Annotated in this window: 20 protein-coding genes and 1 pseudogene; 14 read left to right on the plus strand and 7 right to left on the minus strand. The window is 61.1% G+C overall.

Annotated elements, in window-relative coordinates; translation table 11 throughout:
• Nucleotides 1–146: 146 nt before the first annotated feature.
• Nucleotides 147–2219, minus strand: a complete 2073-nt coding sequence (locus tag K5R89_RS06055; protein WP_072413323.1) for a TonB-dependent siderophore receptor — start codon at nt 2217–2219, stop codon at nt 147–149.
• Between the two features lie 505 nt (nt 2220–2724).
• Here K5R89_RS06055 and K5R89_RS06060 point away from each other — a divergent pair.
• The 9 genes and pseudogenes from K5R89_RS06060 to K5R89_RS06100 all read left to right on the plus strand — a co-directional run bounded on the left by K5R89_RS06060 (nt 2725) and on the right by K5R89_RS06100 (nt 10767).
• A complete protein-coding gene (locus tag K5R89_RS06060) occupies nt 2725–3546 on the plus strand; it encodes an ABC transporter ATP-binding protein (protein ID WP_023290050.1) in 822 nt (273 codons plus the stop codon).
• Nucleotides 3543–4568 (plus strand): iron ABC transporter permease, encoded by a 1026-nt coding sequence (locus tag K5R89_RS06065; RefSeq protein ID WP_044523758.1) that lies wholly within the window; start codon nt 3543–3545, stop codon nt 4566–4568. Before K5R89_RS06060 ends, K5R89_RS06065 begins: the two co-directional genes overlap by 4 nt.
• Nucleotides 4565–5617, plus strand: a complete 1053-nt coding sequence (locus tag K5R89_RS06070) for an iron ABC transporter permease (RefSeq protein ID WP_048297701.1) — start codon at nt 4565–4567, stop codon at nt 5615–5617. The genes K5R89_RS06065 and K5R89_RS06070 overlap by 4 nt, the downstream gene beginning before the upstream one ends.
• Nucleotides 5607–6584 carry an ABC transporter substrate-binding protein gene (locus tag K5R89_RS06075; RefSeq protein WP_072413321.1) on the plus strand — a complete coding sequence of 326 codons (978 nt, stop codon included), beginning with the start codon at nt 5607–5609 and terminating at the stop codon, nt 6582–6584. The genes K5R89_RS06070 and K5R89_RS06075 overlap by 11 nt, the downstream gene beginning before the upstream one ends.
• Nucleotides 6550–7483 (plus strand): annotated as a pseudogene (locus K5R89_RS06080) (MurR/RpiR family transcriptional regulator). The gene K5R89_RS06075 and the pseudogene K5R89_RS06080 overlap by 35 nt, the downstream one beginning before the upstream one ends.
• Before the next feature lie 92 nt (nt 7484–7575).
• Complete coding sequence (locus K5R89_RS06085) at nt 7576–8343, plus strand: basic amino acid ABC transporter substrate-binding protein (RefSeq protein ID WP_217259233.1); 768 nt, start codon at nt 7576–7578, stop codon at nt 8341–8343.
• 63 nt (nt 8344–8406) lie between these two features.
• Nucleotides 8407–9171 (plus strand): amino acid ABC transporter permease, encoded by a 765-nt coding sequence (locus K5R89_RS06090; protein WP_049014440.1) that lies wholly within the window; start codon nt 8407–8409, stop codon nt 9169–9171.
• Nucleotides 9158–9880, plus strand: a complete 723-nt coding sequence (locus K5R89_RS06095) for an amino acid ABC transporter ATP-binding protein (RefSeq protein WP_004189541.1) — start codon at nt 9158–9160, stop codon at nt 9878–9880. The genes K5R89_RS06090 and K5R89_RS06095 overlap by 14 nt, the downstream gene beginning before the upstream one ends.
• A 299-nt stretch (nt 9881–10179) precedes the next feature.
• Nucleotides 10180–10767, plus strand: coding sequence for a DUF1062 domain-containing protein (locus tag K5R89_RS06100; protein ID WP_162823530.1), 588 nt, complete (start codon nt 10180–10182; stop codon nt 10765–10767).
• A gap of 129 nt (nt 10768–10896) precedes the next feature.
• Here K5R89_RS06100 and K5R89_RS06105 read toward each other — a convergent pair whose 3' ends face one another.
• The 3 genes from K5R89_RS06105 to K5R89_RS06115 all read right to left on the minus strand — a co-directional run bounded on the left by K5R89_RS06105 (nt 10897) and on the right by K5R89_RS06115 (nt 13080).
• Nucleotides 10897–11289 (minus strand): VOC family protein, encoded by a 393-nt coding sequence (locus tag K5R89_RS06105; RefSeq protein ID WP_032453198.1) that lies wholly within the window; start codon nt 11287–11289, stop codon nt 10897–10899.
• Between the two features lie 41 nt (nt 11290–11330).
• Nucleotides 11331–11765, minus strand: a complete 435-nt coding sequence (locus K5R89_RS06110) for a VOC family protein (RefSeq protein ID WP_087824081.1) — start codon at nt 11763–11765, stop codon at nt 11331–11333.
• Nucleotides 11766–11880: 115 nt separating this feature from the next.
• Entirely contained in the window at nt 11881–13080 is a 1200-nt protein-coding gene (locus K5R89_RS06115) for an MFS transporter (protein ID WP_087824080.1), read from the minus strand.
• 296 nt (nt 13081–13376) lie between these two features.
• Here K5R89_RS06115 and K5R89_RS06120 point away from each other — a divergent pair, with 296 nt between their 5' ends.
• Nucleotides 13377–14534: a M20 aminoacylase family protein gene (locus K5R89_RS06120; protein ID WP_254242799.1), complete on the plus strand. Its 1158-nt coding sequence runs from the start codon at nt 13377–13379 to the stop codon at nt 14532–14534.
• 47 nt (nt 14535–14581) lie between these two features.
• On the opposite strand, the gene fdhF is transcribed toward K5R89_RS06120, so the two are convergent.
• Complete coding sequence (gene fdhF / locus K5R89_RS06125) at nt 14582–16732, minus strand: formate dehydrogenase subunit alpha (protein ID WP_087824079.1); 2151 nt, start codon at nt 16730–16732, stop codon at nt 14582–14584.
• A 246-nt stretch (nt 16733–16978) separates the two neighbouring features.
• Nucleotides 16979–18058: a malate/lactate/ureidoglycolate dehydrogenase gene (locus tag K5R89_RS06130; RefSeq protein ID WP_023290033.1), complete on the minus strand. Its 1080-nt coding sequence runs from the start codon at nt 18056–18058 to the stop codon at nt 16979–16981.
• A gap of 303 nt (nt 18059–18361) precedes the next feature.
• On the opposite strand from K5R89_RS06130, the gene K5R89_RS06135 reads away from it, so the two are divergent.
• The 3 genes from K5R89_RS06135 to K5R89_RS06145 all read left to right on the plus strand — a co-directional run bounded on the left by K5R89_RS06135 (nt 18362) and on the right by K5R89_RS06145 (nt 22357).
• A complete protein-coding gene (locus K5R89_RS06135; RefSeq protein WP_023290032.1) occupies nt 18362–19450 on the plus strand; it encodes an ABC transporter substrate-binding protein in 1089 nt (362 codons plus the stop codon).
• 74 nt (nt 19451–19524) lie between these two features.
• Entirely contained in the window at nt 19525–21294 is a 1770-nt protein-coding gene (locus tag K5R89_RS06140; RefSeq protein WP_004189548.1) for an iron ABC transporter permease, read from the plus strand.
• On the plus strand, nt 21287–22357 hold the full coding sequence (locus tag K5R89_RS06145) for an ABC transporter ATP-binding protein (protein WP_002908292.1): 1071 nt from the start codon (nt 21287–21289) through the stop codon (nt 22355–22357). The genes K5R89_RS06140 and K5R89_RS06145 overlap by 8 nt, the downstream gene beginning before the upstream one ends.
• Nucleotides 22358–22364: 7 nt before the next feature.
• Here the strand turns inward: K5R89_RS06145 and K5R89_RS06150 are convergent, their stop codons facing one another.
• Nucleotides 22365–22736, minus strand: a complete 372-nt coding sequence (locus K5R89_RS06150; protein ID WP_048335932.1) for a VOC family protein — start codon at nt 22734–22736, stop codon at nt 22365–22367.
• A 501-nt stretch (nt 22737–23237) separates the two neighbouring features.
• Between K5R89_RS06150 and K5R89_RS06155 the strand changes: the two genes are divergently transcribed.
• Entirely contained in the window at nt 23238–23993 is a 756-nt protein-coding gene (locus K5R89_RS06155) for a gluconate 2-dehydrogenase subunit 3 family protein (protein ID WP_004175724.1), read from the plus strand.
• The last annotated feature ends 2 nt before the right edge of the window (nt 23994–23995 follow it).

The following is a 23995-nucleotide window of genomic DNA, read 5'->3' on the forward strand; positions in this document are numbered from 1 at the left end:
CGGAACCATGCGCCACGTTTTGCCCGGTGGCGGCTGCGCCTTACCGGGCCTGCGAACTCCACAGAAGGGGAAGGACCGTAGAACGTAGGCCGGTGCAAGCGCAGCGCCGCCCGGCAATGAGCATCCGGCGCGACGCCATGTACGGCTTAAAAATCCATCTTCACCGTGAACTGTACCTCACGCGGATCGCCAATCTGATTGCCGAGGTTATTGGTGCCGATGGAAGAGGTGTAATAGGTCTTATCAAACAGATTCTTCACATTCACCTGCAGCGTCACCGGATACTGCAGCTTCATCTTATAGGCGGCGAACACGTCCGCCACCGCATAGCCCGGTAGATAATAATCCGCGCCGTTGGTGCCGGAGCGCTTGCTGAGCGCATGGCCGCCGCCGCCCACCGTCAGGGTGTTGCTGTTGTAGACGTTATGAATGTCATAGGTCAGGAACAGCGAACCGGTGTGTTTCGGTACGTTCGGCAGCGGTTTCCCGGCGTAATCCGGATCTTCCAGCACTTTGGCGTCGGTGTAGCCGTAGCTGGCGATCACGCTGAGGTTATCGGTGATGGACCCCGCCAGATCCACTTCCACGCCCTGGGAACGCACCTTGCCCGCGGTTTTGGCCACCGTCTCATCGCCAATGCTCTCGGTGTACAGCACATTGCGCTTATGAATATCAAACAGCGCGATATTGGCGGTAATGCCCTCCAGCAGGTCGAATTTGGCGCCCACTTCGTAGGAGGTGGACTCTTCCGGCGGCAGCTCGCCGATATAGCTGGCGATCGACGACTGCGGCATAAACGACTGGGCGACGTTGGCGAACAGCGACACGTTCGGCGTCACTTTGTAGACCAGGCCGGCTTTCGGCGTCCATTTCTCATCGCGGCTGTCGGTATTGACGTTAAACGGTCGGCCTTTACCGGCGTACTGGGTGTAATACTGGTAGCGCACGCCGGCGACGGCGATCCAGTTGTCGGTCAGGTACAGCGCGTCCTGCACGTAAGCGGCATAGCTCTCCTGCTGGATCCGCTGATCGCTGTCGGACGCGGAGACGGTATTGCAGGTGTCGAGGGCGCCGTAGACCGGATGATAGATATTAAAGCCTTTCACGTTCTTGCAGCGCAGCATATCGGTGCGCAGCAGATCGTAATTCTCATAGGCGACGCCGGTCAGCAGTTCGTTATAAAAGCCGCCCACCACCACGTTGCCCTGCAGGTCGGCGCGGGTCGAGTGCATCTTCTGCGTGGAGCCATGGGTTCCATCGACCCGGCGGGTCAGGTTGCCGGTCGCCGAATCATAAGCCATTACTCGCGCCTGGTTATCGTTATAGTGATCCTGGCTGTAGCTGTAATCGAAGCGCGCGGTCCAGGCGTCGTTAAGGCGATACTCGGCGTTGAGCTGGGCGAGGTCGGAATAGCCATCGGTAATATTAAACGCTTCATCGAAGCGGGTTTTGCGATCGACGTTCACCGCATGGCCGGTATTCAGATCGAAAATAGTGCCGCGGTCAAAGGGCGCGCTGTAGTCGCGGTGCGAATAGGACGCGGTCACCGTCGCCCGGTCGCCAAACCAGGTCAGGGAAGGGGCGAAAAAGCTGCTTTTGTTTTTACCGAAATTGCGCCAGTAATCTTCATTCTGATAGTCCCCAATCAGCCGGTACGCCAGATTCGTGCCTTCGATGGGGCCGGTGACGTCGACGCTGCCGGTACCGCCGCCAAAGCTGGAGGACGTCGCGGAAACCGAACCGGAGAACTGCCGCTCCGGACGTTTGGTGATGACGTTGATCAGCCCGCCGGGGTCGAGAATACCGTACAGCGTCGAGGCGGGTCCCTTCAGGACTTCCACCCGTTCGGTGGCGGCGTTAAAGCTGCGCGGCAGAACGGTGCGCAAACCGTTGGTCATGATCGAGCCGTCGCGGTTAGCGCCGAAGCCGCGGCGGGTAAAGGCGTCCTGGGTGCCGCCGAGGGTGTTGGTTTGCACCACGTTGGCGACGTTATACAGCGCCTCGTCGAGCGAGGTGGCGTGCTGATCTTCGAGAACCCGGTCGCTGACGGTATTCACCACCTGCGGAATATCCAGCAGCGGCATCGCGGTCAGCGTCGCGGTAGAGGAGCTGAGCGGTTGATAGCCGCTGGTGGCGCTCTGCTGGGCGCCATCGGCCACCACGGTGATGGTCTCTTCCGCGTCGTTGTTACCTTTCGCCGCGTTATTTTCCGCGGCCATTAATCCCGGTGAGGCTAAAAAAAGAAGCGAAAAAAGCGCCCGCCCTTGCAACGAGGTGAAGGCGACATGGGGTTGAGTCATTATCTTTTTCTCGTGAATGAATCTGCCTTTGCGGTCAGATAAAGCCAATAAAATCATTGCCCTGAATAATAAAAACACGCGATTTAGCGTCTGAACGCGCCTTTCTACGTGTAATTGAGAATCATTCAATCATGAAGGAATGTAGTAGTAAACGTTATACAAGATAAAAAATCAGCGGCGGGGAACAGGGCGTTTTAAACACCTCCATCAGGGAATATCCTGTGGTTATCTATTTGATATTATTTTATTTTAATTCTATTGCGTTGGCGCGGCCTCGCTGTAGTCATCGTCCGCGCCTGAAGACGATGGCGACTATTGACTACTACATTCATCCCCGTCATGATCAAAAGAGAATGAGATTTATTTTGATTTGACTGCAGAATGTCCAGCCATCGCCTGGAACGCTGCGGCGCAGGAGCGAGTTATGCCACAGCGGGTGACACCTGCAGAGCAGGGGATCGTACTGGATGCCCTGTCGGCCGGCTACGGCCAGACCCTGATCGTTGACGACATCAACCTGACCATCCCCACCGGCAAAATGACGGTGCTGGCCGGGGCGAACGGCTCCGGCAAATCCACGCTGCTGTCGACCATCGCCAGGATGCTGAAACCGCTCGGCGGCTGCGTGCGTCTGGACGGGCAAGCCATTCATCAGATGCCGACGAAGGCCGTCTCGCGCCAGCTCGGCATCCTGCCGCAATCGCCGCTGACGCCGGAAGGGTTAACGGTTTTCGAACTGGTCTCGCGCGGTCGCTTCCCGTGGCAGGGGCTGATGCGTCAGTGGTCCGACGCCGATGAGCTGGCGGTGGAAGAGGCGCTGCGCTTAACGGGCACCCGCGAGTTCGCTCATCTGCCGGTGGACAGCCTCTCCGGCGGCCAGCGTCAGCGCTGCTGGATCGCCATGGCGCTGGCCCAGCAAACGGCCACCATTCTGCTGGATGAACCGACCACCTGGCTCGACCTGCGCTATCAGGTCGATATTCTCGAACTGCTCCAGACCCTGACCCGCGAGCATGGCCGTACGGTGGTGACGGTGCTCCATGACCTTAACTTTGCCGTCAACTATGCCGATCTGCTGGTATTCCTTAAACAGGGGCGCATCGCCGGGACGATTAGCGACGGTGAAGTCTGTAGCCCTGAGCTGATTAAACGCGTGTTTGACGTTGACGTGCAGATGTCGATTAACCCGCAAACCGGCAAACCGTTCTTTATGCCGTTTCGCGCCCGCCAGGCGGCGGCACAATGAGCGTGGTTAGCCTGCATCCCGCGCGGCGGCGCGCCCGTCCCCGGCTGGCGCTGCTCCTGCTTACGCTGCTGCTTATTGCCGGCTCGCTGGTGCATCTTGGCCTGGGCGCCCGCTGGATCGCCCCGCAGACGGTGCTGCAGGCGCTGCTGGAGTACAACCCGCGTAACTTCGATCAGCGGATAATCGTCGAACTGCGCCTGGTGCGGCTGGCGGCGGCGCTGCTGACCGGCGCGGCGCTCGGCGTCGCCGGGCTGCTGCTGCAGACGGTGATCCGCAACCCGCTGGGCGAGCCGCATATCCTCGGCCTTAACGCCGGCGCGTCGCTGGCGGTGGTGGCGACCTCTGCGCTGGGGCTCTCCTTCGGCGCTTTCCCCGCCGCGCGGCCGCTGACGGCCGCCTGCGGCGCGGCGCTGCTGTTCGGCGGGGTGATGGCGCTGGCCTCTGCCGGTCGCGGCGGAGCGACGCCGCTGCGCATCACGCTGTGCGGGGTAGCGCTGTCGGCGTTTGCGTCGGCGGTGACGGCGGCGATATTAATTCTCGATGAACAAACGCTGCTGGCGATGCGCACCTGGCTGGCGGGCGATCTGGCCGGGCTGAACTGGAGCACGCTGCGGACGGCGCTGGTCCCGGCGCTGATCGGCCTTGGCGTTGCGCTGTTCCTTGCCCCGCGCCTCAACGTGCTGGCGCTGGGGGATAAGGTAGCGCTGGGCCTCGGCGTGAACCTCGTCCAGACCCGGCTGCTGGGCCTGCTGGCGATTGCGCTGCTCTGCGGCGCGGCGGTGGCGGTGGCCGGGCCGATCGGCTTCGTCGGACTGGTGGTGCCGCACGTGGTGCGTCGTCTGGTGACGGAAGATATCCGCCTGGCGCTGCCCCTGGCGGCGCCGGTGGGGGCGCTGGTGCTGCTCCTGGCGGATATCGCCGCCCGGACGCTGGTCGCCCCTCAGGAGCTGGCCACCGGGGCGATGACCGCCCTGGTGGGCGCGCCGCTGTTTATCTTTATCGCCGCGAGGTTTTTTAAATGATGCGCGCCGTCCATCGGGCCGGCTTTCGGCCGCTGGTTTTCGCTTCCCGCCAGCTGCTGCTGCGCCCGGCGGCGCTTAACATTGCCGCCTTAATGCTGCTGATGCTGCTGGCGCTGGGGCTGTACAGCCTCAGTCGCGGCAGCTATCCGCTGCCCGCGTCGACGCTGGCGCGGGCCCTGCTGGCGCCGCAGGAGATTGGCGAGCAGCCGCGCTTTATTCTGTTTGATATCCGCCTGCCGCGGATCCTGATGGCGCTGCTGTGCGGGGCTATGCTGGGGCTGGCCGGCGCGGCGATGCAGAGCATCACCCGCAACGGGCTGGCCGACCCGGGGCTGATCGGCGTCAAAGAGGGGGCCAGCATCGTGGTCCTGGCGCTGGTGCTGTTTTTCCCGGCGGTAGGCCTGGTCTGGCGGCCGCTGGCGGGAATGGTCGGCGGCGTGGCGGTGGCCCTGCTGGTCCTGACGCTGGCGCGCGATTGTTCGCGACCGCGCTTTATTTTAATTGGCGTCGGCGTCTCCTGGACCCTGGCGGCGGCGGTCGGCATCTTTATGACCACCGCCGACGTTCGCGACGTGCAGACGGCGATGATCTGGCTGGCGGGCAGCCTGCAGGCCGCCACCTGGCCGCTGCTGGCGGTGGCCTTTTGCTGGGCGCTGCCCGGGGCCATCATCCTGTTCTGTACCGCCCGGGCGGCGGACGCGGCGCTGCTGGGCGACCGGACCGCCATCGGCCTTGGGGTGCGTCTGCAGCAGCTCACGCTGCTGCGCTTTTTCGCCCCGGTGCTGCTGACCTCGGCCAGTGTCTCCTGCGTCGGCAGCCTGGGCTTTGTTGGCCTGATGGCGCCGCATATGGCGCGTTTTGTGCTGCGCGGCGGCCAGGTATCGCTGCTGAGCGGAAGCGCGCTGATTGGCGCCTTGCTGGTGCTGGTGACCGATACCCTTGGCCGGCTGGCGTTTGCGCCGCTGCAGATCCCGGCGGGGATTGTTATTGCCCTGGTGGGCTGCCCGTTTTTTGTTGTCTTACTCTGGCGTCGCCGCGATGCCCTTTAACCAGGAAGGTATTATGCGTTGGTTCGTCTCATTGCTGCTGTTGCTGACGGGGGCCGTCAGCGCCGCCGACCCACAAACTCAGACTTTTACCGATGATTTAGGCCGCACGGTCACCGTCCCGCTCCATCCGCAGCGTATCGTTTCGATGCACGATCTCGACATTACCATTCCGCTGATTGAGCTCGGGGCGCCGCCCATCGCCAGCCACGGCCGGACGCGGCCGGACGGCAGCCACTATCTGCGCTCCAGCGCCCAGCTCACCGGCGTCGATTTCGACAATAGCGATATCCGCTTTATTGGCACCGCCGATATCGATCTGGAAGCGGTGGCCGCCGCCAGGCCGGATCTGATCATCACCGAGCCCAGCCGTCACGTGTCGGTGGAGCAGCTGGAGAAGATTGCCCCGACGGTGAGCATCGACCATCTGCAGGGCAGCGCCCCGGAGATTTACCGCAAGCTGGCGCAGCTGACCGGCACCCAGCCGCGGCTGGCGATCCTCGAGCGCCGCTATCAGGAGCAAATCAAGCAGCTGAAAGCGATGGTCAACCCGTCGCAATACAGCGTCTCGGTGATCCAGGCGAACAACGGCAAGGTCACGGTGCATCATTCTTACCACGCGCTGGGCCGGGTGCTGCGCGACGCCGGGTTCCGCTTTCCGCCGTTGATTGAGCGGATCCCCGACGGCCAGCGAATTGACGTCAGCGCGGAACAGCTGCCGGAGCTGGACGCCGATTTTGTCTTCGCCACCTGGCGGTCGGATACCGGCGGTAAGCCGCAGGATGAGCTGCAGGCGATGGAAGGGGTGATGCCCGGCTGGTGCGACTTTATGCGCGCCTGCCGCACCGGGCGCTATATTTTGCTGCCGCGGGAGGAGGTGATCTCCAACTCCTACGCCGCGCTCTCTCTGATGGTGGCCCAGGTGCAGTCGCATATTGCCGGCAGGCCGATCCCGGCGGTGGCCAAATGAAAAGCGCGGTGAAAAAAGAGAAGGGGCGGGTCGACCTGTTCGGCGAACGCTATCGCGCCCGGGCGCATCAGCTCTCTCCCCGCCTGCGGGCCGTGGTCAGCTATATCAACGACAACCGCGAGGTGGTGCTGGAGCAGACGGCGATGGAGATCGCCACCGCGACCCAGACCTCTGACGCCACGGTGGTGCGCGCCATCCAGGCGCTGGGCTTCGCCGGGCTGCGCGAGCTTAAGCAGACTATGGAGCGCTGGTTCGGCACCTCGGTCACCTCGGCGGAAAAGATGCGCTCGACGGTCACCGCACTCGCCAGCGACGTCAATTCCAGTATTGATTTTGTGCTTGAAGGGCACCAGCGGGTCTGCGAGGTCCTGTCGCGGGCCGACAACCGCGCGGCGGTGGCCCAGGCGGTGGCGTTGCTCAGCGACGCGCGCCAGGTGGGGATCTTCGGCATCGGCGCCTCGGGGATCCTCGCCGAGTACACCGCCCGGCTGTTCAGCCGCATTGGCCTGCCGGCTTACGTGATGAACCGCACGGGCTTTAGCCTCGCCGAACAGCTTATCGGCCTGCAGCGCGGCGATGTGCTGATCATGATGGGGCAAAAATCCCCCCATCGCGAAGGGATGACCACCCTGCGCGAGGCGAAGCGGCTGGGTATTCCGACCATCCTGCTGACCCAGGCGGTGGACTCGCGCTTCAGTCAGGAGGCGCAGGTGGTGATCGACGTCCCGCGCGGCGGGGACAGTAGCCGGATGCCGCTGCACGGCACGGTGCTGGTCTGTCTGGAGATGATTGTCCTGTCGGTGGCCTCGACCACGCCACAAAAAACGGTGAAATCCCTGAAGCGAATCAACGACCTGCACCGGGCCATCGGTAAGTCCGGCGGTAAACGGGCCAGTTGATAAGATAATTCACCAGCGGGAAGGTTTCCGGTTGCATACAAAAGTAAGTGTGTGTATTTTTATGCAAAATAAATGCATAAAAAGGATATCTCATGGTTAAGAATTTGCTCAAAGCGTGTTTCATGATGGCCGCGCTGACGGCAGCCGGACAGGCGGCTGCGGAAACCTACACCGTCGGCTCCGGCGGCACCTACCGGCCATTTGAATTTGAAAACAGCCAGAAACAGCTGGAAGGTTTTGATATCGACATCATCAAAGCCATCGCCAAAGCCGAAGGCTTTGACGTCAAACTGGTCAATACCCCATGGGAAGGTATCTTCGCCACGCTGAACACCGGCGACCGCGACATCATCATCTCCGGGATCACCATCACCGATAAACGCAAACAGATGGTCGATTTCTCCGCGCCGTACTTCCCGGCCGAGCAGTCTATCGTCGTCGCCCAGGATTCGCAGGTCGATTCCCTCGCAACCCTGAAAAACGAGAAGGTCGGGGTGGTGAACTCCAGCACCGGCGATATCGTGGTCTCTGAGGTACTGGGCAAAAACAGCACGGCGATCAAGCGCTTCGACAATACCCCGCTGATGCTCCAGGAGCTGTTCGAGGACGGCGTCAGCGCCGCGGTGGGTGACGTCGGGGTGGTGAAGTACTACATCAAGCAGCACCCGGAGAAGCAGTTCAAGCTGGTGCCGGATGCCAAATTTGAACGCCAGTATTTCGGTATCGCGGTGGCGAAAGGCAACAGCGAACTGCTGGGCAAAATCAACGCCGGTCTGCAGAAGATTGTTGCCGACGGCACTTACGCCAAAATCTATAAAACCTGGTTCGACGACAACGTGCCGACGCTGCCAGCGCAATAACCCACCTTTTTCAGTGACCACGGCTATCGCCCAGGCGATAGCCGTATTTTTTAGGGAAGGACTATGACGGGATTCCGTTGGGAGATCATCGAGGAGTACGGCCCGCTGTTTGTGGACGGCGCCCTGATGACGATTAAATGTACCATTATCTGCGTGATCCTCGGGACGCTGTGGGGGTTAACCCTCGGTCTCGGACGGATGGCGAAGGCCGAGCACGGGCCATGGAAATATATTCTCCGCTACCTGGTGCAGTTTCCGGTGCGCTTTTACGTTAGCGCCTTCCGCGGTACGCCGCTGTTCGTGCAGATCATGGTGGTGCACTTTGCGCTGGTGCCGCTGTTTATTAACCCGCGCGACGGCCTGCTGGTGACCAGCAGCCTGATGAGCGCCGACTTTGCCCGCGAGCTGCGCGCCAGCTACGGGGCGTTCCTCTCCTGCATTGTGGCGATCACCCTTAACGCTGGCGCCTATGTGTCGGAGATTTTCCGCGCCGGCATCCAGTCGATCGACAAAGGGCAGATGGAGGCCTCCCGCGCGCTGGGCATGCCGTGGTGGAAAACCATGCGCAAGGTGATCCTGCCCCAGGCGTTTCGCCGCATTCTGCCGCCGCTGGGCAACAACGCCATCGCCATAGTCAAAGACTCGTCGCTGGCCTCGGCGATAGGCCTGGCCGATCTGGCCTACGCCGCGCGCACCGTCTCCGGCGCCTACGCCACCTACTGGGAACCCTACCTGACCATCTCCCTGGTCTACTGGGTGATCACCTTCCTGCTGGCGCAGCTGGTTAACCGTCTGGAAAAGAGGTTTGGCAAAAGTGATTCACATTAATAACTTACATAAGCGCTTCGGTGACAGCCACGTGCTGCGCGGCATCAGCTGCGACATTAAACCGCAGGAAGTGGTGTGCATCATCGGCCCCTCCGGATCGGGGAAAAGTACCTTTCTGCGCTGTATGAACGCCCTCGAGACGGTCAGCGAAGGCGAGGTGGTGGTCAACGGCTTTGCCGCCCACGACCGCACTACCGACCTCAACAAGATGCGCGAAAGCGTCGGCATGGTGTTCCAGCGCTTTAACCTGTTCCCGCACATGACGGTGCTGGAAAACCTGATTATGGCGCCGATGAATCTGCGCAATATGCCGCGCCAGCAGGCGGTCGACCTGGCGGAAGCCTTGCTGGCGAAGGTGGGCTTAAGCGATAAGCGCGACGCCTGGCCCTCGAGCCTGTCCGGCGGCCAGCAGCAGCGCGTCGCGATTGCCCGCGCGCTGGCGATGAAGCCGTCGATAATGCTGTTCGATGAGCCCACCTCGGCGCTGGATCCGGAGCTGGTGGGCGACGTGCTGGAGGTGATGAAAAACCTCGCCAGCGAGGGGATGACCATGGTGATCGTGACCCACGAAATGGGCTTTGCCCGCGAAGTGGCCGACCGGGTGATCTTCATCGACCAGGGCGTGATTCAGGAAGAGGGCAAGCCGGGGCAGATCTTTAGCGCGCCGACCAACCCACGCACCGCCGCGTTCCTCAGCAAGGTGCTGTAAACCGGGCGGGCTGGCGCCAGGCCAGCCCGCTGAGTGTTGTCAGATATATTGATGATATTTTTCATCATCAGTATAAACATTGACTGAACTCATAAATCCCGCGACGACTCCTTTGTTAATCTCCGGGTATCGCTTTGGGCTTCACCAGGAATATAACGTTGGAAATCTTTTTTTAACCCACTGAAAAATAGCGACTAACTATTTTTCATACGCCAAAAATCATGGTCCGTTAATGACGGACTCGGTTTCGTATGGGTTAAAAAAGGTACGTTATGACAGTTACATGGACGGTCACGCCCGTGGGGTATCAGCACATTGCCAAACGCTGCCCCTCCTGCAATGTAAAACGCGACTTCGCCCCTTCCGGCGCCATCCGGGTGAATTCGCAAAAGAAGCTGCTGGATATCTGGAGCATCTATAAATGCACGCACTGCGATTACACCTGGAATATCGCCCTGTTTTCCAGGCTGCACGTCAGCAAGATTAACCGCGAACGGCTTCAGCGTCTGAGGCAGAACGATGCTGCCATGGTTCGCTATTATGCCGCTGACCTCGCGACGCTGAAGCGCAACGGCGCCGAGCCGTCGGGGCAACCTGATTTTCGTATTCAGGAGCATTGGTCGGTCAGGTTGATGGCTTGCCCGCAAATAATGGTGCGCGTTCGGGTCCTTCAGCCTTTTCGCGTCAGCCTGCTATCAATACTGAAAAAGCAGCTCAAGCTGAGTACGGCTGATATCCGGTGGTTGGTCGCGACAGGGCAGATCAAAGGTATTCCAGTAAAACAGCTCAAGACGAAAAAGCTGAGGGAGATGGAATGTCATTTTCAGCTGGCGGCGGAAACGCTGTATGCGCGACGCCGGATTACGTTATCACTTCGCTGTAGATAACTCGTCGGGAAGATAAGCCGTAGCGCTTTAACCGCGGTTTTTCGTTATTCTCAATGAAATCAGGACGGCGAAGTCGGCCGTCCTGAATTACTCATTACTGCCTGAAAAAGGCACTTCCGCAGCAGCCATTCAAGCTGCCGACGCATAATAAACAAACGCCAGCTTATTGCCGTCGGGATCGCGGACGTAGGCGCTGTGAAAGCCGTCGCCATACTGCGGACGGTGACCGGGCGCGCCTTCGTCACGTCCGCCGAGTTGCAGGGCGAGGGCATGCAGTTCCGCAATATGTTCGACGGAGCGGGCGTTAAGCGCCACCATCGTTCCATTGCCCACCCCGGCAGGCTGCTGATCAAAGGGGACGCCCACGCACAGCCCGCAGGTCTGGTTTCCGTTGAAGGTGCCCCATGAGGCGCCTTGTTCGTTACGGCCGGCTTTGGCGTGCCCCAGCAATGCCATTAACGGGTCATAGAACTCGATGGCGCGTGGTAGATCGTTCGTTCCCAGCATAATGTATGAAAACATAGTGTCCTCCTGTTGCGGACAAAAAGGTGACTTTCGCCCGCTTACTGCGTGAAGCGGATGGCAACAGACCCGGCGCTGCGCTCAGCCTCGCCATGGTACACCGCCTCAATATTATTCCCCTGCGGATCCAGCACAAAAGCGGCATAGTAACCAGAATGATAGTGTCGTTCGCCAGGCGCGCCGTTATCGCGGCCGCCATGGGTCAGCGCCGCATGGTAAAAAGCGTCCACCATGTCGCGATCTCTGGCCTGGAACGCCAGATGGTGGCGCCCTGTCAGTTTCCCGGCGGCCTCCGGGCTGTGGCGTGAGGCCACCACCAGTTCGTCAGCCAGCAAGTATTCATTGGCGGTGGCGATCGCCGGGATCTCCAGCGCCGACAGTACGGCGGTATAGAAGTTTTTGCTTGCCGCAAAGTCTTCGACAACCAGCAGAATATGATCGATCAATCTGCCACGATGTAAGGCATTGCTTTCCATGGAATGTCCTCCTGGCAGGGGGGCCGGCAATGGTTAACAGCAGTGAGCCAGCAAAAACAGGATGCCCTCCGGTAAGGGCCATAAAAAAGGCTGGCGCCAGGCCAGCCCGTCAGGACTACTGCGCGGACTCCGTCACTTCGTCCATGTCCTCTTCCTGCTCGCTGGCGAGCAGAGTTTTCTCGTTTTTACACAGACACTGGATCAGCAGGAACAGCCCGCCGCTGGCCACCAGGGTGGCGATCAGGCCATCGTAGCCGGTGATGCCGATCAGCATGCCGCTGACTACCGGCCCGGCGACGCTGCCGGCGGACCAGAAAAAGCCGAACAGGGCGTTAATCATAATCAGCTTCTGCCCGCTAAAGGTTTTCCCCGCCCGCACCAGCGACAGGGTATACAGCGCCCCCGCCGCGGCGCCCAGCAGCAGACAAATGGCCATCAGCTGAATGCGTGAGCCGAGCATCAGCGGCAGGGCCAGCAGCGACAGGCTGAAGACCACCGCGCAGGCCAGATGCACGCGGCGAATGCCGACCCGGTCGGCCAGCCAGCCGAGCGGGGTCTGGAACATCGCATCCCCGGTAAGCACCACGGTCACCAGCAGCACCGCCATTCCTTCATTAAGCCCCTTGTCCATGCCGTACAGCGGCAGCAGGGCGAGGATGCTGGCGTCGAAGAAGGCGAAGCAGAAGACCCCGGAGGCCAGTACCGGCAGGAAGGCGCCGAGGCTGCGCCAGCTGGCGCGCTCCCCAAGGCTTTCGCGGGTGCCGGTGGGCAGATGGCGCAGCATCAGCAGGCAGACGGCGGTGACCGCGACGATCGCCATCAGCGCCGAGGCCTGCCAGGCGGGGCCGACGGAGATCAGCAGCGGCCCGGCCAGCTGGCAGCCGGTAAAGGCCGAGGCGTAGATGCCGGTGAGGGTGGCGCGCTGGCTGCCCGCCGCGCCGCCGGTGATCCAGCTTTCGCCCAGTACGATAATGACCCCGGAGGCCAGGCCGGTCAGCAGGCGCGGCAGCAGAAGCAGCGTCATATCGGTGGTCATGCATGAGGCGATGGTCGCCAGCGCCAGCAGGATCAGACTGCCGCTCAGCAGTACGCCCATTTCAACGCGCCGGCACAGCGCAGGAGAGAGGAAAGAGGAGATCATCATACCGGCGGGCGGCAGGGCGGCCAGCAGGCCGACGTACAGCGGCGCAACCTGCTGCTGCGCCAGCTCAAGACTGATTAACGGCACCGTATAGCCGGTGATAAATCCCACGAGCGACGCGGCCATGATCATCGCCAGCGTGGGGGCAAGACGATTCTGGTCTGGGTTAAACATTTTATTTCCGATGACGGAGAGGTCAGTAGTGGATCCTTCGGCAAACTGCCGTCCTGAGTTGCATAATAATTAATCGCCTGGCCGTTGTCACCGTTGAAATCACTACCAAAAAAGGTCCGCCCGGCCGCGGCTGGCGTGTACGCCGCGCCGCCGCCGCATTTCGTGACGTTGTCAGCGTGTTAACGACAGGATATAACGGAGGGAGCGGCAGCGACCCGGCGCCGGTGAGCGACGGGGAAAAACGCAACGCATGACCCAATTATTCAGCATTACGCTATGCAGGAAAGGAGTAATACATGGCCGTATCGCCGTCACTGATCGCCGAAGCCACAGGCTGGCGACGTGAGTTTCACGCCGCGCCTGAGCTCGGATATCAGGAGCAGGAGACCTCGCGCCGCGTCGCCGAGCTGCTGGTCTCGTTTGGCCTGCAGGTTCATCGCGGGCTGGCCGGCACCGGCGTCGTGGCGACGCTGGAAAACGGCCCCGGGCCGGTTATCGGCCTGCGCGCCGATATGGACGCCCTGCCGATCACCGAGCTGGGGAGCGTCAGCTACAGTTCGCGCCGCGCCGGGGTAATGCACGCCTGCGGCCACGATGGCCACACCGCGATGCTGCTGGCGGCCGCAGCCCATCTGGCGCAGACCCGCCAGTTCAGCGGTACCGTCCACTTTGTCTTCCAGCCGGCGGAAGAGAACCTTGGCGGCGCGCGCAAAATGGTGGAAGAGGGGTTATTCGAACGCTTCCCGATGGATGCGATTTACGCGCTGCATAACTGGCCGGGGATCCCCCTCGGCGAAGTGGCGCTCAGCGATGGCGCGATGATGGCTTCCCTCGACGCCTTCGAGATCACCCTGCGCGGCAAAAGTTGCCATGCGGCGATGCCGGAGAGCGGGGCCGATCCCATCGTCGCCGCGGCGCAGCTGATTATGGCGCTGCAGACCATCCCCTCCCGTCGCCTGTCGCCACAGGATTCCGCGGTGGTCAGCATCACCCAGATAAACGGCGGCGAGGCGATCAACGTCCTGCCGGACACCGTGGTGCTGCGCGGCACCTTCCGCTGCCTGAGCAATCGCGTTCGCGCCCGCGTGCGGGAGCTTATCGAAAGCTATGTGGCCACCCAGCCTCAGGTGTCCGATGTCCGGGGCGAGATTAGCTGGTTTCCCGGGTATCCGGTGACCAAAAACCATGCGCCGCAGGCGCAGCTGCTGCGCGAGGTGGCGGTCGCCACCCTCGGCGCGGAGGCGGTGCGCTGGAACCAGGCGCCGTCGATGGCCTCTGAGGATTTTGCCTGCATGCTGGAGGTCTGTCCGGGGGCCTATTTCTGGATCGGCACCGATGGCGAAACGCCGTCGAAGCCGTTGCATAACGCCAGCTATGACTTTAACGACGCGCTGATTAGCCACGGGGTGGCGATGTGGGTGGCGCTGGTGGAGAAACAGCTGCCGGCGGCGTAACCCGCCGGCAGCGGCAGGAGGGAAGGGAGCGCGCGCGCTCCCTGAGGTCAGACGTCGGCGGCGGCTTTCAGTCGCGCCTTCATGTCGCTGTAGGCGGTCCAGGCATAGCGCTCCGCCCACTGCTGGTCGGCAATCGCTTCCACTTTCACCGCACAGTATTTGGTCTCCGGCGTTTTGGAGATTGGATCCAGGTTATCCTGGGTCAGTTCATTACAGGCGCCCACCCACCACTGATAGGTCATATAGACCGCGCCCGGGTTGATGCGATCGCTGAGGTCGGCGCGGGTGATGACCTTTCCGCGCCGGGAGCTTACCCACACCAGCTGTTTGTCGGCGATCCCCAGCCGTTGCGCATCCACGGGATTCATCTGCACCCGTCCCGGCTCGTCGGCCAGCGACTGCAGCGCGGCGCAGTTGCCGGTCATCGAGCGGCAGGAGTAGTGCCCCACCTCCCGCACTGTGCAGAGCACCAGCGGCCATTCATCATCCGGACGCTCCGCCGGCGCGCGCCAGGCGGTGGCGAACAGTTGCCCTTTACCTGATGGGGTGTCGAAGCGGTTGTCTTTATACAGCCACGGCGTGCCGGGGTGGTCGAGGGTCGGGCATGGCCACTGAACATGGCCCATATCGCCCATTTTCTCCCAGGTCACGCCGTAGAACAGCGGGCAGAGCTCGCGCATCTCGTCCCAGATCTGCTGGTTGCTCTCATAGTGCATCGGATAGCCCATTTCGCTGGCCAGCAGACTGATGATCTCCCAGTCGCGCTTCACATTCCCCGCCGGCGGGATCGCCTGTTCAAACCGCTGAAACCCGCGGTCGGCGCAGGTGAAGACGCCGCTGTGCTCGCCCCAGGAGGTGGCCGGCAGCAGGACATCGGCAATCTCCGCCGTTTTGGTCATGAAGATATCCTGCACCACCACGAAGTCCAGCGCCTCGATGCCTTTGCGCACCAGGCCGAGGTCGGCTTCGGTCTGCAGCGGATCTTCGCCCATGATGTAGTAGGCTTTGATCTCGCCCGTCAGCGCCTTATGCGGCACCTCGGTGATGCGGGTGCCGACCTGGTCATCCATCTGCGCCGGGTCGATCCCCCAGGCGGCGGCGAATTTCGCCCGCACGGCCGGGTCGGTGACCTCCTGATAGCCGGGGAACAGGTTCGGCAGCACGCCCATATCGCAGGCGCCCTGTACATTGTTTTGCCCACGGACCGGGCCCACGCCGACGTTCGCCCGTCCCAGGTTGCCGGTGAGCAGCGCCAGGCTTGCCAGGCCGCGCACCACGTCCACCGCCTGGCCAAACTGGGTGACCCCCATGCCCCACATAATGGTGGCGGAAGGGGCGGCGGCAAACATGCGCATTGCCTCGCGGATCGCCTGCGCGCTGACCCCGACAATCCCTTCCACTGCTTCCGGGGCGTAATCTTTCACCGCCTCGCGGTAGGCGTCCAGCCCTTCGGTATAGCGTTCGACATAGGCTTTGTTGTACAGCTCTTCTTCCAGCAATACATAGCCGAAGGCGTTCACCAGCGCCATGTTGCTGCCGTTGTTAAGCTGCAGATGACGGTCGGCTATGCGTGCGGTTTCAATGCGTCGCGGATCGCAGACGATGATTTTGGCGCCGTTTTCCCGGGCTTTGATCACCCGGCGGGCGACGATGGGATGGGAGTCGGCGCAGTTGTAGCCAAAGACCAACAGGCACTTCGAGTTTTCGATGTCGCTTATCGAGTTGCTCATCGCCCCGTTGCCCAGCGCCTGCTGCAGCCCGGCGACGGAAGGGCCATGGCAGACGCGGGCGCAGCAGTCGACGTTGTTGGTGTTCAGCACCGCGCGGGCGAACTTTTGCATCACATAGTTGGTTTCGTTGCCGGTGCCGCGCGAGGAGCCGGTGGTCATGATGGCGCGCGGGCCATGCTTCTCTTTGATCTCCCTGAGCTTGCTGGCGGTATAGCGAATTGCCTCCTGCCAGCTGACCGGCGTGAAAGCGCCGCCTTTCTGGTAGCGGATCATCGGTTGTTTAAGACGGGGCGTCAGGAGCTGCGTGTCGTTAAGAAAATCCCAGCCGTAATAGCCTTTCAGGCACAGCTGGTTCTGGTTGGTGACGCCGTCGGCGGCTTCCGCGCGAATGATTTTATTGTTGTCGACAACCAGTTTAAGTTTGCAACCCGCCCCGCAGTAGGGGCACACGCTCGTGATTTTTTTCATCAGTAACAGACCTGTTAACAGTGAACAGAGGATCGCTGTCGCGCCGGGCCCGACGGGCAACGATCGCGGTATCGCCTGGTGGTGATGCGGACGCAGGCCCGCTGCGCTATGCAGGTCTCGTGCCAGATTTTAATTTATTGATTTACAATGAAAAATAACAGGAGAAGGATGACGGGAGCGTGACCTCGTCACTAATGACGATGACGCAGAGCGCCGACGTCAGACGCTCTGCAGGGGATAATGCCGCTACGCGAGAGGGCGGCAGCGGGCGATATGCGACTCGCTCAGGCCGACGTCGCGCGCGGCGGCGCAGATTGCCTGCCAGCTGCCCGCATCCAGCGGGATCCCCTCGGCCAGACGCGCTTCGCGGTTGGCGGCCTCCCATTCGCCGGGGGCCAGCACCGGGGCATCGGGATCGTGCGGCGACTGTTTACACCATGCGATAAAGGCCTCCGTCTGCGCCTGGCTGTCCGGGGCATCGAACGCGTCCGGGCGCAGGATCACGGTGGTCATGCAGTTAAAGATGGCGTCGACGCTGGTCTGCAGGCTTTCCTGATGGGTGGTTTGCCCCCCGGAGAGCGCGCCGCCGAGCACTTCGCACAGTGTCGCCAGGGCATAGCCTTTGTGCTGGGCGAAGGTGAGCAGGGCGCCCAGCGGCGAGGTCTGCATCACCGCCGGGTCGGTGGTGGGCAGCCCCTGGGCGTCGATCAGGCAGCCGGGCGCCACGGCTTCTCCTTTGTGCCAGGCGACGCGGGTTTTACCAAAGGCGATGGCGCTGGTGGCGTAGTCCAGCAGCAGCGGCGGATGGCCCGCGCGGGGAAACACCACGCACAGCGGGTTAGTGCCGAAGCGGCTGTCTTTTCCGCGGAACGGGGCGACCATCGGGTCGCCGATCACGCTGACGAAGTGAATGGAGATCAGCCCGGCGGCGGCGCACTGCTCCGCCCAGTAGCCGATGCGTCCGACGTGATGCGCATTGCGCAGGGCGATAGCCGCCATGCCGTGCTGCTTCGCCTTTTCGATGCCTAACTGCATCGCTTCGTGGGCGACCACCTGGCCGAAGCCGGCGTTGCCGTCGAGGGTGACCACGGCGCCGGCGTCTTTGGTGACCGTGGCGTGGCGGTTGAGCTGCAGAAAGCCGCCGGCGTGGGATTTGACATAGCTTGGGATCATCCCGACGCCATGGGAGTCATGCCCGGCCAGGTTGGCGGCGATCAGATGGTCGGCGACCAGCGTCGCTTCTTCTGAGCGGCTGCCGAGATGGGTAAACAGTGAGACGACAAACTGATGCAGATCCGTCGCCAGAAAGCGGTGTCCTGTTGGCACTGATTCTCTCCTGTAGTCTGTTGTTATTTTATTATGTTTGCCGTTTTATGCTGCGCCGCCCGGCGCAGAAGGTCAAGGGCGGACTCTCCCGGCGACAGGCCACTGCGCCAGCGCCTGGGTTATACGACAGACGATAAAAAACCGGTCCGGGATCGCGTTTTAATTAACGTCATAAACACCACATTTTTAAATTCTGCCACTGTCACAAAAGCCAGAAAAAAGCCAGCCCCGGCGTTGCAAGGGGAGCTGATACCACTATATGTTAAATTTGTGTTTATTAATTGATGATTAAAGGTTGGTATCATGTATAAGAAAATAAGTGGTTTAGTGGTTTCACTGACGGCCGTTTTCGCCTGTGCCGCCTGGGCGGAGGTGCCTGCGGGCTATCCGGCGGATTATCAAAAAACGGTTGATGCCGCCGTCAAAGAGGGCAAGGTGGTGATCTATTCCACAACCGATACCAAAGCGGCCGGGCCGTTAATTAAAGGATTTGAAGCGCAATATCCGGGCGTAAAAGTCGAATATAACGACATGAACAGCACCGAGCTGTATAACCGCTATATCAGCGAGCAGGCCGCCGGGGGCGGCAGCGGGGACGTGGTGTGGAGCTCATCGATGGATACCGCGCTGAAATTAGCCACCGAGTACGCGGAACAATATGCCTCGCCGGAGGTGAAGCAATTACCCGACTGGGCGGTGTGGCAGCAGAAAGCCTATGGCACCACCTACGAGCCGGTGGTATTTATCTATAACAAACGGCTGATCCCGCAGAATGAGGTCCCGGACTCGCACACCGCGCTGGCCAAATTGATCGCCAGCCAGGCCGATAAATTTAAAGGCAAAGTCACCACCTACGATATCGAAAAATCGGGCCTCGGCTTTATGCTGGCGGTCCAGGACAGCCAGGCCGACGCGAACTATTTTACCGACCTGGCGAATATCGCCAAAGGCGGCCTGACGGTGCAGTCTTCCACCGGCACGATGATGGAGCGCGTCTCCTCTGGCGAAAACCTGATCGGCTATAACATTCTTGGCTCCTATGCCGAAGCGCGGGCGAAAAACGATCCCTCTTTAGGCATCGCCTATCCGAAAGATTACGTGCTGGTGCTCTCCCGCGTCTCGTTTATTAGCCAGGAGAGCGAACATCCCAATGCGGCGAAATTGTGGCTGGATTATGTCCTGTCGGAAAAAGGCCAACAGATCCTCGCCAGCCAGGCGGATATTCCCTCTCTTCGTCGCGATATTGAAGGCAAAAATGATATCGACGGCATGACCACGCTGCTGGGCAAAGCGTTAAAACCGATCCCGGTCAACGAAACGCTGCTGGATTATTTACAGCCGCAAAAACGTCTGCAGTTTATTAAACAATGGCGCAGCGCCGCCGCGAAATAATCCTCCCCCGGGGCATCGCCGATGCCCCTTATTCACACCCGGCGGGTTTATTCACCTGACCAAAGGGATGAACCATGAATGTATTACGCAGAAAGTGGCAGGGGCTGCCGCGCGGCGTGGTGGTGTGCATCACGGCGCTGGTGATTTACGTCCCGCTGTTATTTATTGTGGTGCAGAGTTTTCTCTCCGCGCCGTTCTTTTCCCGCTCCAAATCCTGGAGTCTGGAAGCCTTCGCCTTTATTTTTACCGACCCGGATTTTTATCTGGCGTTAAGGTCAGGGTTTATTCTGGCCTTTGGCCTGGTGATTATCGCCATTCCGCTGGGCGGTATTTTGGCCTTTCTGATGGTACGCACCGATTTACCCGGCCGGCGGTTCATTGAGCCGCTGATCCTGGTGCCGATCTTCGTCTCGCCGATGGTGCTGGGCTTTGGCTACGTGGTGGCCGCCGGGCCGGTAGGCTTCTTTTCCCAGTGGGCGCAGCAGCTGATCGGCTTTGTGCCGTGGAATATCTACTCGATGTTCAGCATTGTGGTCATCGCCGGCTTAACCCACGTGCCGCACGCCTATCTCTACATCTCCTCAGCGCTGCGCAGCGTCGGCTCGGACGTGGAAGAGGCGGCGCGCACCGTCGGCGCCACGCCGCTGCAGGTGATGACTTCGGTGAGTCTGCCCATGGTGCGGCCCTCCATTCTTTACGCCTGCGTGCTGCTCTTTTTCCTTGGTCTGGAAGTCTTCGGTCTGATGCTGGTGCTGGGCGACCCCGAGGGCAACATGGTGCTGGCGACCTATCTCTACAAGCTGACCAATAAGCTTGGCACCCCCTCCTACCATTTGATGGCGGCGGTGGCGGTGGTGCTGATCTGCATCACCATCCCGCTGGTCATGCTCCAGCGTCGGCTGATGCGCACGGCCAACCGCTTTGTCACCATGAAGGGCAAGGCGTCGCAGGCGCGGGCGCTGCCGCTGGGCAAATGGCGCTGGGTGGCCGGGGCGGTGGTGGTGGCCTGGCTGACGGTGACCATCGGCGTGCCGCTGCTCGGCGTGGCGCTGCGCGCCTTTATCTCCAACTGGGGCGTCGGCGTGTCGCTGTGGGATGAGCTGTCGCTGACGACGTTCCACAATATCTGGCAGCAGCCCAACCTGCTGCGGGCGATCGTCAACTCGATGGCTATCGGCATCGTCGGCGGCGCGCTGGCGGTGATCTGCTATCTGTTTGTCGGCATCGCCATGCACCGCAAAGCGGACAACGTCACCCGCTTTCTTGATTACAGCGTGCTGGTCCCGCGCGCGGTGCCGGGGCTGCTGGCCGGTCTGGCCTTCCTGTGGGTGTTCCTGTTTGTGCCGATGTGGCTCGATCAGTCGCTGAAGCATGGCTGGCTCTCGGCGCTGCCGGTGGCGGACTGGCTGCGGGAGCACCTTATCGTGCAGCTGCGCGCGCTGCGCAATACCATCTTCAGCGTCTGGCTGGCCTACACCGTGGTATGGATGGCCTATGGCCTGCGGCTCATCTCCTCGACGCTGCTGCAGGTGGGCCCGGAGCTGGAGGAGGCGGCGCGCAGCACCGGCGCCTCGCGGGGGCAGATCACCCGCCACGTCACCGTCCCGCTGTCGCGCTATGGGCTGATTGGCTCCTGGCTGCTGATGTTTCTGATCTTTGAGCGCGAATATTCCACCGGCGTCTATCTGCTGTCGCCGGGTACCGAAACCATCGGCTCGATGCTGGTGTCGCTGTGGGCGGCGGGGGCCATCGATATCGTCGCGGCGCTCTCCTTTATCAATATTCTGCTGGTGGTGATTGGCCTTGGCATCGCCCTGCGCTTTGGAGTGAAATTACATGATTGAGTTATCGGTTGAAAATCTGCATCTCACCTATGGCGACAACCCGGTGCTGAAAGGCGTGTCGATGACGCTCGGCCGGGGAGAGGTGGTGTCGCTGCTGGGGCCTTCGGGAAGCGGCAAAACCACGCTGCTGCGGGCGGTGGCCGGGCTGGAAAAACCGACGAGCGGACGGATCGCCATCGGCAACCGCACGGTGTACGACGGCACGCCGCGCAGCGAAATCCCGGCCGAAGAGCGTAACCTCGGGCTGGTGTTCCAGTCCTATGCCCTGTGGCCGCACAAAACGGTGTTCGACAACGTGGCCTATCCGCTGAAGCTGCGTAAAGTCGCCGCCGGGGAGATAAAAGAGCGGGTGCAGCGCGTGCTGGATCAGCTGGGGCTGGGGCATCTTGGCAACCGCCATCCGCACCAGCTCTCCGGCGGCCAACAGCAGCGGGTGGCCATTGGCCGGGCGCTGGTCTACAACCCGCCGGTGATCCTGCTGGATGAGCCGCTCTCTAACCTCGACGCCAAGCTGCGCGAGGAGGCGCGGGTGTTTCTGCGCGAGCTGATCATCAAGCTGGGCCTCTCGGCGCTGATGGTCACTCACGATCAAAATGAAGCGATGGCGATCTCCGATCGTATTCTGCTGCTGAACAATGGCGTCATCGAGCAGCAGGGGACGCCGCAGGAGATGTACGGCAGCCCGGCGACGCTGTTCGCCGCCGAGTTTATGGGCAGCAATAACCGCCTGCACGGCAAGGTGATGGCGCTGGAGAACGGCAGGGCGCGCATCGAAGGCGCCAGCTGGAGCCTGTGGGGGCGAGCGGGCGAGGGGGTCAGCGTAGGCGAGCCGGCGACGGCGGTGATCCGCGTCGAGCGCCTGCGTCTTGACGGCGCGGCGCAGGATAACAGTCTCCAGTTACCGCTGCTGACCAGCATGTACCTCGGCGACCGCTGGGAGTACCTGTTCCGCACCGAGGGCGACGACTTTCCGCTACGCGCCTACGGAACCGCGCTGCGCGATGCTGAACACTGCCATCTGACGCTTCCGGCGGAGGATGTGTGGATTTTTCCGCAGCGGTAACCGTTTGTTAAGACGCCAGATGGCACACGGCTTCAATATTGTGCCCGTCTGGCGCAATCACAAAGGCGGCGTAGTACCCGGCGTGGTAGTTGGGCCGTAACCCCGGCGCGCCGTTGTCCTTTCCTCCGGCGGCCAGCGCTGCCTGCCAGAAAGCGTCTACCTGCTCGCGGCTGTCGGCGCGAAAGGCGATATGCAGCGGCGCCGGTTTGTCCGCACTTTGATAGAGACACAAAGAGACATCGCCGCTGCCGGCCAGCTCTGCGCCGTAGGTCGGCTCGCCTTCATCGACCAGCGTTACGCCAAGCGGGGCCAGAGCCTGTAAAAAGAACGCTTTGCTGGCGGCATAGTCGCTGACGCCGAATTTCACATGATCGAACATCTCTTCTCTTCTCCTGTGGACGGGGTATCGCCAGCCGAACGCGTTAGCCGGGAAATAGATGCAAAATAGTTAACAACGGGTAGTAACTTTTTTAACAGCTCAAAATGTTTAATTATTCCTAATACGAGTATTTACAGACGTTTAATCTGCCATGTACCATAAACAAAAAATAACATTTGTGATACAAGTCACTCTTTTTTGGCGCATGGGTAAGCTCAGCGCGGTGTGAACGCCGCCGGTTTACCGCCTCAAGGTTATGGCAGCACCCTTCTCACGATGACATTCCGGTGAATTTCTCTCCGATTTCCCGCGTTTCGTTGAGAATCGTCTACTATCCAAACGATAACCCTATAAATGATATCGCCTCTGGCGATGTTTTATCCGACTTGCCGGTCCGGGCCAGACGCTAAGCGGTTTAAAAGCGCAATGGTATCGGTTCCAGCACGACATTCACTGGTTTTGTCAGCGACAAAAACAGTAATTTTCAATGACAGGAATGTGATGATGTCGAGCGAGAAAACTAACAATTCCAGGCGTGATTTCCTGGTGAAATCGATGGCGCTGATCCCGACGGTGGTGATCGGCGGCGCGGGAGCAGGGGCCATTGGCGTGGCCACCAGCGCGACCGCGCAGGCGGCCCCCGCTTCAGAGCCAGCCTCCGGGAACACGGCGGCGGCCAGCGACTGGAAGCCGCAGTTCTTCAACGATCGTGAGTGGGCGTTTATCAACGCCGCTGTCGCTCGCTTAATCCCGGCGGATGAACTTGGCCCCGGCGCTAAAGAGGCCGGCGTGCCGGAGTTTATCGACCGCCAGCTCAATACCCCTTACGCCACCGGCTCCATCTGGTATATGCAGGGGCCCTTCAACCCCGACGTGCCGAAAGAGATGGGCTATCAGCTGCCGCTGGTGCCCAAACAGATCTATAACCTCGGGATCGCCGATGCCGAGGCCTGGTGTCAGGACAAGTATCACAAGACCTTTGCTGAACTGAGCAGCGAGCAGCAGGACGAGGCGCTCGGCCTGTGGGAATCGGGCAAAGCCGAGTTCAAACAGCTACCGGCTTCGCTGTTCTTCACCTATCTGCTGCAGAACACCCGCGAAGGCTTCTTCAGCGACCCGATCCATGGCGGTAACAAAGGCATGGTTGGCTGGACGCTGATTAATTTTCCCGGCGCGCGCGCCGACTTTATGGATTGGGTTGAACGGGGCGAACGCTACCCCTTCCCGCCGGTATCAATTAATGGGGAGAGGGCGTAATC

The organism is Klebsiella sp. TF21-TM (assembly GCF_019753495.1).
In the GTDB taxonomy this organism is placed as follows: Bacteria; Pseudomonadota; Gammaproteobacteria; order Enterobacterales; family Enterobacteriaceae; genus Klebsiella; species Klebsiella quasipneumoniae.